This is a genomic window from Flavonifractor sp. An112 (genome assembly GCF_904377885.1).
In the GTDB taxonomy this organism is placed as follows: Bacteria; Bacillota; Clostridia; order Oscillospirales; family Oscillospiraceae; genus Flavonifractor; species Flavonifractor avicola.
The window spans coordinates 1-12,075 of sequence record NZ_CAJFGT010000074.1 but is presented as its reverse complement, the minus strand read 5'-3'; the positions used below and the strand labels follow the sequence as shown (position 1 = coordinate 12,075).

General features: G+C 56.9%; 12 protein-coding genes and 1 pseudogene. 12 read left to right on the top strand and 1 reads right to left on the bottom strand.

What is annotated here, in order from left to right; all coding sequences use genetic code 11:
• The 4 genes from IHN22_RS12725 to IHN22_RS10540 all read left to right on the top strand — a co-directional run.
• The coding region (locus IHN22_RS12725; protein ID WP_207733079.1) for a hypothetical protein at positions 1-259 on the top strand (259 nt) is incomplete at its 5' end.
• 34 nt (positions 260-293) lie between these two features.
• Positions 294-1,418, top strand: coding sequence for a hypothetical protein (locus IHN22_RS10550; protein ID WP_191435238.1), 1,125 nt, complete (start codon positions 294-296; stop codon positions 1,416-1,418).
• A 248-nt stretch (positions 1,419-1,666) separates the two neighbouring features.
• Positions 1,667-2,941: an HD domain-containing protein gene (locus IHN22_RS10545; protein ID WP_300986410.1), complete on the top strand. Its 1,275-nt coding sequence runs from the start codon at positions 1,667-1,669 to the stop codon at positions 2,939-2,941.
• Between the two features lie 31 nt (positions 2,942-2,972).
• Positions 2,973-3,470: a hypothetical protein gene (locus IHN22_RS10540; RefSeq protein ID WP_191435234.1), complete on the top strand. Its 498-nt coding sequence runs from the start codon at positions 2,973-2,975 to the stop codon at positions 3,468-3,470.
• A gap of 26 nt (positions 3,471-3,496) precedes the next feature.
• Here the strand turns inward: IHN22_RS10540 and IHN22_RS10535 are convergent, their stop codons facing one another.
• A complete protein-coding gene (locus IHN22_RS10535; protein ID WP_300986407.1) occupies positions 3,497-3,712 on the bottom strand; it encodes a hypothetical protein in 216 nt (71 codons plus the stop codon).
• A 417-nt stretch (positions 3,713-4,129) separates the two neighbouring features.
• Between IHN22_RS10535 and IHN22_RS10530 the strand changes: the two genes are divergently transcribed.
• The 8 genes and pseudogenes from IHN22_RS10530 to IHN22_RS10495 all read left to right on the top strand — a co-directional run.
• A complete protein-coding gene (locus IHN22_RS10530; RefSeq protein WP_191435232.1) occupies positions 4,130-4,939 on the top strand; it encodes an IclR family transcriptional regulator in 810 nt (269 codons plus the stop codon).
• An 18-nt stretch (positions 4,940-4,957) separates the two neighbouring features.
• The gene (gene ilvD / locus IHN22_RS10525; protein ID WP_191435231.1) at positions 4,958-6,649 is read left to right on the top strand and encodes a dihydroxy-acid dehydratase; all 1,692 of its coding nucleotides are present in this window, start codon (positions 4,958-4,960) and stop codon (positions 6,647-6,649) included.
• Between the two features lie 41 nt (positions 6,650-6,690).
• Positions 6,691-7,596 (top strand): dihydrodipicolinate synthase family protein, encoded by a 906-nt coding sequence (locus IHN22_RS10520; RefSeq protein WP_191435229.1) that lies wholly within the window; start codon positions 6,691-6,693, stop codon positions 7,594-7,596.
• Positions 7,593-8,639, top strand: a complete 1,047-nt coding sequence (locus IHN22_RS10515) for a mannonate dehydratase (protein ID WP_191435227.1) — start codon at positions 7,593-7,595, stop codon at positions 8,637-8,639. Before IHN22_RS10520 ends, IHN22_RS10515 begins: the two co-directional genes overlap by 4 nt.
• 58 nt (positions 8,640-8,697) lie before the next feature.
• Positions 8,698-9,696 carry a tripartite tricarboxylate transporter substrate binding protein gene (locus IHN22_RS10510; RefSeq protein WP_300986403.1) on the top strand — a complete coding sequence of 333 codons (999 nt, stop codon included), beginning with the start codon at positions 8,698-8,700 and terminating at the stop codon, positions 9,694-9,696.
• Between the two features lie 83 nt (positions 9,697-9,779).
• On the top strand, positions 9,780-10,256 hold the full coding sequence (locus tag IHN22_RS10505; protein WP_191435223.1) for a tripartite tricarboxylate transporter TctB family protein: 477 nt from the start codon (positions 9,780-9,782) through the stop codon (positions 10,254-10,256).
• A gap of 15 nt (positions 10,257-10,271) precedes the next feature.
• Entirely contained in the window at positions 10,272-11,765 is a 1,494-nt protein-coding gene (locus IHN22_RS10500; RefSeq protein ID WP_191435221.1) for a tripartite tricarboxylate transporter permease, read from the top strand.
• A 37-nt stretch (positions 11,766-11,802) separates the two neighbouring features.
• A pseudogene (locus IHN22_RS10495) lies at positions 11,803-12,075 on the top strand (hypothetical protein); the annotation flags it as partial.

Genomic DNA, 12,075 nt, shown 5'->3' with positions numbered 1-12,075 from the left:
TGATCCGGCGTCTCTGGCGATTATCATTGATTACTTTGATACCAGGAGAGCGGATACTCTCAAAGAGGCGTTCAATCTTTTGGAGTCCGAAGCCAAAATGAACGAGCTCATGAATCTGCAAAAGAAACAGCTCGATGAGATGGCGAAAAACAATGCGGCCGCGCAGCAGATCGTCCAGCAGAACGAGCGGATGGCAAAGCTGAACAAGCAGATCGCCAAGTCCAGCAAATGGACCAACTGGTGGCTCTTCTGGAAATAACGTAATGTGTCTGACAGAGAAAGGAATCAATCAAATGAAACTGAAGCGAGCAGTCTGCTGTATGATGGTTTTGATTCTATTGGCCGTGCTGCCGGCCTGCGGGGGGAAAGATGCCGCCCAAAATACCGGCTCGCTGCCTCCGGATCATTCTGAAACCATGACTGGCGATGTGATTTCACAGGACGGCACGCCCGTTGAGGATCCCAACACGCCTTCCGACCCGACCGGAAGCGAGGACGCGCCGGTGACCGTGGATCCCAATACCATGACCGCCGATGAACGGCAGGAGCTTTTGATGTCCGGCGAGGAAAATATGCCCTATTTTATGCGCAGCGATATGCCAGAGGAGCGGATGGAATACCGGTTTAACGTCTATCGCTACGGACTGAATTTTGTCAATGAGCACGCTGTTTCCAGCGACGGAGAACTGTACGACGACCTGTGCCGGAATATTTTCAGTTATGCGGACAGTGCCCGTGAGATCTGTGTGACAGGGACCGTCGAGTGGTGCAGCCGGGACGGGAGCTTTACGGAATTTCTGGTGAAAGATGATTATGCATGGAAGGACATCTATTTCTCGGTGATGGCCTACACCGACGTCCCTGTTCTGGAGGGCGACTCCGTGACCTGCTTCGGCTATGTGAACGGGACGGAGTCGTATACCACGACCTATGAAAACGGCAGCGCGTCTGAACAGGAGGTTCCGTCCATCTATTTGGAGGATATGTTCCTGCATACCGGCGGTCAAAAAGCCGCTGGAGAGGCAGCTCTGAGCGGCCTGACATTTTATGAAGGCTCCCCCGATTATTCGGACACGGAGATGGATTTTTTCTTCTTCGGGTCTGATGCCATCTATTATAGCGAAAACTATCTCACCCCTGACACGGTCAACAGCCATCCATATACCGTATACGGCTATTACTACGAGCCTGAGCAAAATCGCTACACATGCCTGATCCGATATACTGAATTCCAGTATCCGGACGGGGCGTATACAACCATGACCATCAATCCCTATGCCATCGATTTCAAAACGCCGGACGGAGCAATCAAAAGCGCCTACGCCGCATTTGAGAACGCGGTTCCCTCCACGATGCCCCTCAATACGAATGTTGCCGCAAATGGGCATATGTTCGATTGGTATCGTCTCTTTGGATAACCAGCTGAAATCTTCAGCGCAAAAGAAGCGGCGCCCGGAACGCTAAGGTTCCGGGCGCCGCAATCTCACATGTCTCCAATGTATATTGAAATAAATCGGACAATTGTTCGCAAATAATAATCAAGTAATTTTCTTTATCTATTGCCTAAAAAATCGAGAGGAATTATAATAAAATTAAACGCTAAAATTTCTTCAAAAGGGTGATGATTTTGCCTCATTATAGAGATCCTATCCATGGATTTATAGAAGTGAGCAGGCAGGAGCAGAAAATTATAGACTCCAGTCCCTTCCAAAGGCTAAGAAATATTAAGCAATTAGCAACTACCTATCTGGTTTACCACGGAGCGGAGCATACACGGTTCGGACATTCCATAGGTGTTATGCATCTAGCAACGCGTGCGTTTAAGGCAGTTACGGAAAAGAACCCTTTGCTCTTTCGGGAAGATCCCGAAGAGAACAAAGTGGTCACTGCATGGTACCTTCAAATACTTAGACTCATTGCCTTGACACATGATTTGGGACATGCGCCGTTTTCTCATGCATCTGAAGCCCTTTTTGCGGCCGGAAAGGAACATGAGGATTATACAAAGGACATTATTGAACAAACCGAAATTGCCGATTATATCAATGAAATCGGGGAGTCATTCCAAAGAATATATGGTGAACAGTATGGAATCACCCCTCAGCTACTGTGGAAGATCTATGGGGAAGACCCTAAAAACCACATATGGGACGATGACTACATTTGGCCTGATTTTATGTTCCTGAAAAGCTTCATGGACGGAGAAATGGACTGTGATAAGATGGACTATCTTCTCCGGGATTCCCATTATTGTGGAGTAAGCTACGGTACTTACGATTTGGAACGTTTTATCTCTACTTTAACTGTTTATAAAAAGCCAGAAGAAAAAATTCTTCAGCTTGCAATAAATAGTGGGGGTATTCAAGCATTTGAAGAATTTGTATTGGCGAGATACTTTATGTTTATTCAGGTCTACTTCCACAAAACCAGGCGTTATCTTGATCATCTTCTGGTAGAAGCTCTAAAGGAGGTTCTGCCAGAGGGGAGGTACCCCAGTACATTGGAAGAATATTTAGCTCTAGATGATGCAGAAATCTATCATAAAATCAGATCTGCTCGTACTACCAATGCCTCAAAATATAGGCAACGTGAAATCATGACCTGTGTTCGCGAAACATCAGCACATGCAGATAAAAATGAAACTAATCTATTCCGCATGATATGTTCGGCTGTAAAACGCGAGCTCCCTGAAGATGCGGTTTTCGTTGACGATGCGGATAAGTCCGCTCACAAGCTGCAACCGATATATTGGGCGTTGAACGACGACAGCGGCAAGGAAATCAAGATTATCGATAAGCACACAAAAGATGCCCGCAACATTATGGAAGATTCCCTGATTCTTGGAGGCATTGTAAAACCAATCAGCATTCATCGCCTTTATGTTGCGAAGCCTTACACGGGACAAGCGAAGGAAATCATAGCTCAAATTTCTGCATACTGATAGCACAGGGAAAGGAGACTTTTATACAGTTATGAGTGGAAACGATTTAATGATTTTAGACATAGTAAGAAGCCTTGAAAGGACCGCGGGGAAGGCGCCATGTAAAAAGACATTACAGAAGATCGTGTACTTGCTCGAAGAGGCCGGGGTAGGCCCCGAATTTAACTATACTATTCATTTCTATGGACCCTATAGCGCCGATTTAGATTATGAAGTTCAGTCCCTAGCATCTCAAGGGATGTTGAATATAAATTATACTGATTATGGACACCTTATTTCTGTCAACGACGAGGGTGAAAAAGAAGGCAGCATTCTTTCACGGAATGGTAAAGAAATTGTCAGTAATTTTGGAATCGAAACTCCATCAAAACTTGAATTGATTGCAACGACCTTGTTTGTTCAGAGAGCGAAGAAATCGACAGATGCCGATCAGATACTTCCTGGAGTAAAGAAAATCAAAGGATCCAAATACTCAGACCGTGAGATCAGAGACGCCATTGACGAACTTCACAGCCAGAACTATTTCTGATTCAGAAGGATTGCGGCACCCGGAGTCTATCCCGGGTGCCGCAATCTCACATCACCCCAGGCCGCGTCGAAGGAGATAGCCACCATCTTCTGGTCCCGCTGGACGCAGTAGATGGGCAGCTGCCGTTTGGTAGCCGCCGCGCTTACCACCTCCGGATAATTGACGATGTAGAACATGGCGGCGGCCGCCAACACACAGGCCAGCACCGCCAGCAGCTTTCGCCGCAGCAGAATGATCTTCATTCCCGTACCTCCTACCATTTGATTGGTACAGACTATGACAAGATCTTCCGGTTCAGAATCGGCAGACAGCCCCCCGGCCTCTTTTGCAGCGCATTGGAAATACTACCTAATTCCCCTTACTCTATCATCACGTTCTTTTGTGAAAGTTCACTTATACACCGCGACAAAATATACCCGATCTTTTTGTGCAATTTGGAACTGTCTTTCTGTATTTAGAATGCGCCTGGGAGGAAATCCTCCCTTTTTATTTGGTCTCATTTCTATATTTAAAATCCCCTTTTAAATATCCATTTTCTAGAATAATCTGGTATCTTTTCTCACTTAAAATCAATTTCGGGAGAGTGTACCATGCAATTAGAAAACCAGATATAAATACAATTTTCCATATATAGAATCCCATGCGAAGGAGGTTTCTGTATGCATTGGGGCAAGGAACTGCACGAAATGATGCGGATGTACAGCTCCATGAAGGCGCTGCAGCTGCTGGTTGCTCTGGCAGAGAGCGAGGAAGAGGTTCCCCTGGCCAAGCTGTCCGCCATGACCGGTATTCCGCCCAGCTCCACCCACCGCATCCTCCAGGAGATGCAGCACTGCGGCTTTGTAATAAAGGATGACGCCCGGAAATGTTACCGTGTGGGCTTCGAGGCCCGTCTGCTGGCCCTTCAGCTGCAAAAGACCAACTTCCTCTATGAGGCGGCCAAGGCGGAGATGACCTATCTGAACAACCTGAGTCTGGAGACCATCCACCTGATTGGAGAAGAGGACCGGGAGGCGGTCTATCTGGCCAAACTGGGCGCCAAGAACTCGGTGGGCCTCCACTCCGCCGTTGGCAAGCGCATTCCTCTTCACTGCACCAGCAGCGGCAAGGCCCTGCTGGCCTGGAAGTCGGAGAGTTGGCTGAAAAACTATCTGGAGCACACCGAACTGACCCGGTACACCTCCAAGACCCTGGCCGATCCAGAGAGTCTCCTGCGGGAGCTGGAGGTCATCCGGATTCAGGGTTACGCCGTGGACAACCACGAACACCACACCGACGTGGTCTGCATCGCCGCTCCTATTTTCGATGTGGACAACCAGGCACCGGCCGCCATCAGCATTGCCGCGCCCGACTACCGCTTTTCGCTGGAAAAGGCCCTCTCCTACGGCAGGGAGCTGCTCCAGTGCGCGGCCCGAATCACCGAAAAGCTGGGATGCAGCTATCCCATCCAGCTTTCCAAATCATCCTGATACAAGGAGGCAGCTTCCATGGAAGAGACACTGGATCTCATTTATAAAGATCCCAAGTATCCCAGTTCCAAGGTGGTAAACGGTCTGAGTATGGCAGGCCCCCGGGCCCATCTGCGGGGCATGGGGCTGGACAATGAGGACCTGTCCAAGCCCTTCATCGGCGTCATCAACACCTATAACGAGATGCACCCCGGCCACGTCCATCTGGACCGGCTGGGCAAGCTGGTGCGGGACGGCGTTCTGGAGGCGGGGGGCATCCCCTTCGAGGTCAACACCATCTCCATCTGCGACGGCTTCTCCCAGGGCCACGTGGGTATGTGCAGCGTGCTGCCCAGCCGGGAGATCATCGCCGACTCCATCGACGTGTACGCCGCCGGCCACCAGCTGGACGGTTTGGTGCTCATCGGCGGCTGTGACAAGATCGTGCCCGCCATGCTGATGGCGGCCCTGCGGGTCAACCTGCCCACGGTCATCGTCACCGGCGGCCCCATGATGCCCGCCGTCTACAAGGGCCGCACCTACGCTACCTACGAGCTCAAGGAAATGGCCGGTAAGCTCACCCGTGGAGAGCTCTCCCGCCAGGAATATGAGTACATGGAGGGACTCATGTCTCCCACCCCCGGCTCCTGTGCCATGATGGGCACGGCCAACACCATGTCGGTGGTGGCGGAGGCCCTGGGCCTCACCCTTCCGGGCAGCGCCTGCGCCCACGCCGTCAGCGGCAAGAAGAACCGGGTGGCCAAGCTCAGCGGCAAGGCTGTGGTTCGTCTGGTGGAGAAGAATATCCGCCCCCGGGACATCGTAACCCAGAAGATGCTGGAGCTGGCCGTGCGGGTGGGTCTGAGCGTGGGCGGCTCCACCAACATGACCCTGCATATGCCCGCCATCGCCCATGAGGCAGGCCTGTCCATGACATTGGAGGACATGGGCCGTCTGTCCGCCGACACCCCCTACCTGGCCAAGATCAAGCCCTCCGGCACCCACACCATGCTGGATCTGGATCAGGCCGGCGGCGTGGGCGCGGTCATGCGGGAGCTGGACGGACTCATCGATCTGGACCAGATGACGGTCAACGGACGCACCCACCGCCAGAACGTGGCGGACCTGGTAGAGCACAACCCGGAGGTCATCCACCCGGTGGAGCAGGCCTACAGCGACCACGGCTCCATTACCGTCCTCAAGGGCAACCTGGCCCCCGACGGCGCTGTCGTCAAGCAGTCCGCCGTGGCGGCCCAGATGCGCAAGCACAGCGGCCCGGCCCACTGCTTTGAGTGTGAGGAGGACGCCGTCAAGGCCATCTACGGCGGCGGCATCCGGCACGGCGAGGTCATTGTCATCCGCAACGAGGGCCCCCAGGGCGGCCCGGGTATGCGGGAAATGCTCACCGCCACCGCCGCGCTGGTGGGCATGGGCTTTGCCGAGTCGGTGGCCCTGGTCACCGACGGGCGCTTCTCCGGCGCCACCCGCGGTCCCTGCATTGGCCACGTCTCTCCCGAGACCTCCCGCCGGGGCCCCATCGCGGCAGTCCGGGACGGCGATATCATTGAGATCGACATCGACGCCGGTACCCTCTCCGTCCGTCTCAGTGACGACGAGCTGGCCGCCCGTCTGGCCGCTCTTCCCCCCCACCAGCCCAAGGTCACCGAGGGGTATCTGTCCCGCTATGCCAAGCACGTGGAGCCGGCCGCTAAAGGCGCCATTCTGGACTAAGCCCCGATCTCTCACCGCATCAAGGAAAGGAGGCGGTCTCCGTGTCACAGTCCCCCAGCCTGCGGGGTATCTCGGCCCCACAGCTCACCCCATTTCACACGGACGGCAGCGTCAACTACGAGGAATACACCAAACTCACCCAATTTATCACCAAGGCCGGTATCCGGGGCGTGTTCGTCTGCGGCACCTCGGGAGAATTCATCAACCTGACTCTGGAGGAGCGGAAAAAGCTGCTCACCGCGGCCATCAAAGGGGCCGCTGACGACACCTTTATCCTCTTCAACACCACCGCCATGGACAAGGCCGATATGGCCGACCTGTTTGCCTGGACCAGAAGTGAGGGGGCTCACGCGGCCTCTGTCACCGCCCCCTACTATCACCCCTACGATGAGGCGGCCCTGGTCTCCTACTTCCAGGAGGCGGCCAAGCTGTCCGGCTCCCTGCCCCTCTACCTCTACAACATCCCCGGCATGACCCACAACCCCATCACCCCCAAGGTGATGCAGCAGGTGTGCGATACCTGCCCCAATGTGGTGGGCCTGAAGGACAGCAGCATGGACTTCATCACCTTCCAGGAGTTTCAGTGTCTGGATCTGCCCCAGGGCTTTGAGCTGATCACCGGCAACGACGCCCAGGTGCTGCCCGTCCTGCAGTCGGGCGGCGACGGCGGCATCGTGGCCATGGCCGCGGTATTCCCCGCCCTGTGCCAGCAGCTCTGGGATCACTACCAGGCCGGCCGTCTGGACCAGGCCCGCCAGGTCCAGAAACAGCTGCTCCAGCTCCGGGGGCTGGTCCGCAAGGTCATGCCCATCATGTCCCACAAGAAGATGCTGGAGATGCAGGGCTTCCACATGGGTCCCCCCCGCTTCCCCTTCCGCGCCCTCACTCCTGAGGAGGAGGCTGTGGTGGAGAACGGCGTGCGGTCCATTCTGGGCGACTGCCTATGACCTGCTTCGGCTTTCGCTGGTACGGTCCATCGGATGCCATCACCCTGGACCACATCCGGGAGATTCCGCCGGTGACCGAGGTGGTGACCTCCCTCTACCACATCCCCGCCGGTGAGCTGTGGCCGGAGGAGGAGCTGGCAGAGCTGACCCGCCAGATTGAGGCGGCCGGTCTCCACTTCACTGTGGTGGAAGGTCTGCCGGTCCATGAGGACATCAAGCTAGGCCTGCCCGGCCGGGACAAGTACATCAACCAGTTTGCCGAAAATCTGGCCCGTCTGGCCCGGCACGGAGTAAACACCGTCTGCTACAACTTCATGCCCCTGTTCGGCTGGATCCGCACCGATCTGGCCTTCCCCCTGCCGGACGGCTCCACCACCCTGGCCTTCCGCCGGGAAGAGCTGGACGCCATGGACCCGGCTACTCAACCGCTGAAGCTGCCCGGCTGGAACTTCTCCACCCAGTCTCACCAGCTCCGGGATCTACTGGAGCGCTACCGCCAGCTGGGGCGGGAGGGAATGTGGCGAAACCTGCGCTACTTCCTCCAGGCCGTGGTACCTGAGGCCCAGCGGCTGGGCATCCGGCTGGCCATCCACCCCGACGACCCGCCGCTGCCGGTATTCGGCCTGCCCCGTATCGTCTCCACCCTGGATGACCTGCTGGAGATCTGCCGTATCGTGGATCTGCCCGCCAACGGCATGACCCTGTGTACAGGCTCCCTGGGCAGCAGTCCCCAAAACGATGTGTGCGCCATCGCTCAGGCGCTGTGCAGCCGGGGACGGGTCCCCTTCGTCCACGCCCGCAACGTGGCCCTGGACGGGCCTCAATCCTTCCATGAGAGCGGCCACCTCAGCGCCTCCGGCCGCATCGACATGGCCGCCCTCTTCCGCATTCTCCGGGAAAACGGGTTCGACGGCGTCATCCGCCCGGACCACGGCCGGATGGTGTGGGGCGAACAGGGCCGCTCCGGCTACGGCCTGTACGACCGGGCCATGGGGGTGTGCTACCTGAACGGATTGTGGGAGGCCACCTGCAAACTTTTGTAATCCCGCCGCGGATGCGGCAAAATAATATTTAAATGACACAGAAAAGAGGATGAACAACATGAAACAAAGGAAAATCGCTGCACTGGCCCTTTCTCTTGCTCTTGCTCTTGCCCTTCCTCTGGCCGCCTGCGGTCAGTCCGGAGACGGCGCCCAGAACACCGGCTCCGGCGGCTCTGCCGACAACTACCCCAGCAGCACCATTACCATTGTCTGCCCCTGGGATGCCGGCGGCACCTCCGACGGTCTGTGCCGTATCGTCTCTGAGATCGGCGCCGGCAGCGATTACTTCGGCGTGAACATGGTGGTACAGAACAGCGGCGGCGCCGGCGGCACCGTGGCTACCACCGAGTTCAAGAACACCGCCGGCGACGGCTATACCCTGTGCCAGGAGGCCATCGGCGTGTTTACCCTCCAGCCCTACGTCCGCGAGGTGGACTACACCATCGACGACTTCATCCCCGTGGCCGCCCTGTCCAACGAGCCCATCATCATGATCGCCGGCAAGAACTCCGGCATCACCAGCATCGACGACCTGCGGGCCAAGGACACCGTCACCTACGGTTTCTCCGGCAGCGGTAGCCTGATGGAGCTCTCCCAGAAGCAGTTCTTCGGCATGACCGACGTGGAGGCCACCGGTATCTCCTATGACGGCAGCGCTCCCACCATTGCGGCCCTGCTGGGCGGCCACATCGACGTGTGCGTAGGCCACCCCGGCGAGGTCATGCAGTATGTGGAGTCCGGCGACGCCGTGGCTCTGGGCATCTTCAACGACGAGCGGGACCCCCGCGACAACCTGAAGGACATCCCCACCTTTAAAGAGATGGGCTATGACGTGACCATGAGCGTGTGGAAGTTCCTCATGGTGCCCGCCAGCACCCCCGACGAGATCGTGACCAAGATCACCGAGACCCTCAACGCCATCACCGCCACCGACGAGTACAAGGAGTTCTGCGACGCCAACCAGCTGCTGCCCCTGACCATGACCACCGATGAGATGGTTCAGCGGATCAAGGACGAGGCCGCCGTCAACCAGGCTCTGCTGGCCGGTGAGTCCTGATCCCCCCTTGTTTTCCACCTCTTTCACGGGGAGCGGGCCAAGCCCGCTCCCCATGAAAGGAATCCAGCAAAAGGAGAACTTCTATGAGCCAATTTAAGAAAGATCTGATCGCTTCCTTTGTTTTTCTGATCTTTGGCGCGTTTGTGCTGATCTCCGTTCCACTGACCATCGATGACCCCGGCGTATCCGTCATGGGCCCCCGGGTCTTCCCCTATTTCATCGGGACCTGCATGGTACTCCTCAGTCTGGCCCTGCTGGCCATTACCCTGGTCAAGCATCGCAAGGCCGCGGGAAGCGACACCAAAACCACCTATACCACCGATGAGGAGCGCAAAACCGCGCTTCGGGATGAGCTTCGTGCCATTGCCCTGGCAGTCATTATTCTGGTCTATTCCGCCATATTTGAGTTCCTGGGCTATTTCCCCTCCACCCTCCTGGCCGCCACGGCCATTCTGGCTCTGTTCCGGGTCAAAAAGATCTGGGCCTACCCCATCGTCTATGTGGTGACCGTGGTTATTTGGGCCGGATTTACCTTCCTGCTGTCCGTCCGGCTGCCATAAAGGAGGTATGACACTGTGTATTTGGAAGTTTTAAGCAGTCTGTTCACCCTGGAGAACCTGCTGTGGATCAACGTGGGTCTGGCAGGCGGTATCGTGGTGGGCGCGCTGCCCGGCCTGACCGGCACCATGGCCATGGCCCTGCTGCTCCCCCTGACCTACGGCCTGGCCTCCATCCCCGGCGTGATGCTGCTGCTGGGCGTGTACTGCGGCAGTATTTACGGCGGCTCCATCACCGCCATTCTCATCAATACCCCCGGTACCCCCGCGTCGGCCGCCACCTCTCTGGACGGCTATCCCATGGCTCAGAAGGGCCACGGCCTGAAGGCCCTTCATGACGCGCTGGCAGCCTCCACCATCGGCGGTCTGTTCAGCTGTATAGTCCTCATCTTCGCCGCGCCCCCCATCGCCAGCTTTGCCCTGCGCTTCGGGCCCTCGGAGTATTTTGCCCTCTCCCTCTTCGGTCTGACCATCATCGCCAGTGTAGGCGGCAAATCCCAGATCAAGGGCCTGCTGATGGGCTTTGTGGGTCTGCTGATCTCCTGTATCGGTATCGATCCCATGGACGGCGTCAGCCGGTTCACCTTCGGCATCAACCGGATGGCCGGCGGCATCGACACCATTCCCGTGCTCATCGGCCTGTTTGCCATCACCGAAATCATGGCCAAAGCCCGGGACATGAACAAGGATACCGGCAAAGCAGTTAAAGTCGAAAAAGAAAAGGTCTCCTTCCTGGATGTGTTCAAGTACAAGATGGTACTTCTCAAGTCCAGCATCCTGGGCGTGTTCATCGGCGCGGTGCCCGGCACCGGCGCGGCCATCTCCTCCTTCCTGGCCTACAACGAGGCCAAGCGTACCTCCAAGCACCCCGAGGAGTACGGCCACGGCTCCGAGGAGGCCGTGGTGGCTTCTGAAACCGCCAACAACGCCGTCACCGGCGCCACCCTCATCCCCCTGCTCACCCTGGGCATCCCCGGCGACACCAACACCGCCGTTCTGCTGGGCGCGCTCACCATGCAGGGCATCGCCGCCGGTCCCCAGCTCTTCACCCAGCACGGGGAATGGGTCTACACCATTATGCTGGGCCTCATCATCGTGAACATCTTCATGTACCTTCAGGGCCGGGCCTTCATCCGGGGCTTTGTCAACATCACCCGGGTTCCCACCAGCACCCTGGTGCCCATTCTGGTGGTCCTGTGCGTCATCGGCGCCTTCGCCATCGACTACTCCGCCTTCAACGCCATCTTCATGGTGGGCGTGGGCATCTTCGGGTACTTTATGACCAAGCTGGATATGCCCATGACCCCCATGGTCATCGGCCTGGTGCTGGGCAAGCTGTGCGAGTCCAACCTGCGCCGCGCCCTCATCGTGTCCAAGGGCAGCTGGGCCACCTTCTTCACCTCTCCCATCAGCTGCTTCTTCATTCTGCTGTCTGTGTTTATGCCTGTTACCGAGCCCCAGGAGCTGGAGCGTCTGCGGGCCCAGGCCCCATTGCTCTTCCACGGTCTGTAATAACCCAAACCCATCTGCATCAATAAGGAGATCATCTATGAAGCTTGATTTTGAATACGGCCACGGCCTGATGAGCGCTGAGCTGCCCGACAACACCGACGTGTTTATCCCCGGCACCACCGTGCCCGACCCTGAGTGCCTGCCCCAGGACTGGGACAGCCTGTACAACGCCACCCTGGAGTCCATCCGCAACCCCATGGGTATGCCCCCCCTGAAGGAGCTGGCCGCTCCCGGCAAGACCGTGGTTTTCGTCATCCCCGACATCGTGAAGGGCGGCTGCCAGCCCACTTCCCACCGGAAGGTGTCCATC

What these genes read in the sequence shown, in the direction of transcription:
- IHN22_RS10550 (WP_191435238.1), top strand. Translation starts at nt 294, where the DNA reads ATGAAACTGAAGCGAGCAGTCTGCTGTATGATGGTTTTGATTCTATTG.
- IHN22_RS10540 (WP_191435234.1), top strand. Translation starts at nt 2,973, where the DNA reads ATGAGTGGAAACGATTTAATGATTTTAGACATAGTAAGAAGCCTTGAA.
- IHN22_RS10535 (WP_300986407.1), bottom strand. Translation starts at nt 3,712, where the DNA reads ATGAAGATCATTCTGCTGCGGCGAAAGCTGCTGGCGGTGCTGGCCTGT.
- IHN22_RS10530 (WP_191435232.1), top strand. Translation starts at nt 4,130, where the DNA reads ATGCATTGGGGCAAGGAACTGCACGAAATGATGCGGATGTACAGCTCC.
- ilvD (WP_191435231.1), top strand. Translation starts at nt 4,958, where the DNA reads ATGGAAGAGACACTGGATCTCATTTATAAAGATCCCAAGTATCCCAGT.
- IHN22_RS10515 (WP_191435227.1), top strand. Translation starts at nt 7,593, where the DNA reads ATGACCTGCTTCGGCTTTCGCTGGTACGGTCCATCGGATGCCATCACC.
- IHN22_RS10510 (WP_300986403.1), top strand. Translation starts at nt 8,698, where the DNA reads ATGAAACAAAGGAAAATCGCTGCACTGGCCCTTTCTCTTGCTCTTGCT.
- IHN22_RS10505 (WP_191435223.1), top strand. Translation starts at nt 9,780, where the DNA reads ATGAGCCAATTTAAGAAAGATCTGATCGCTTCCTTTGTTTTTCTGATC.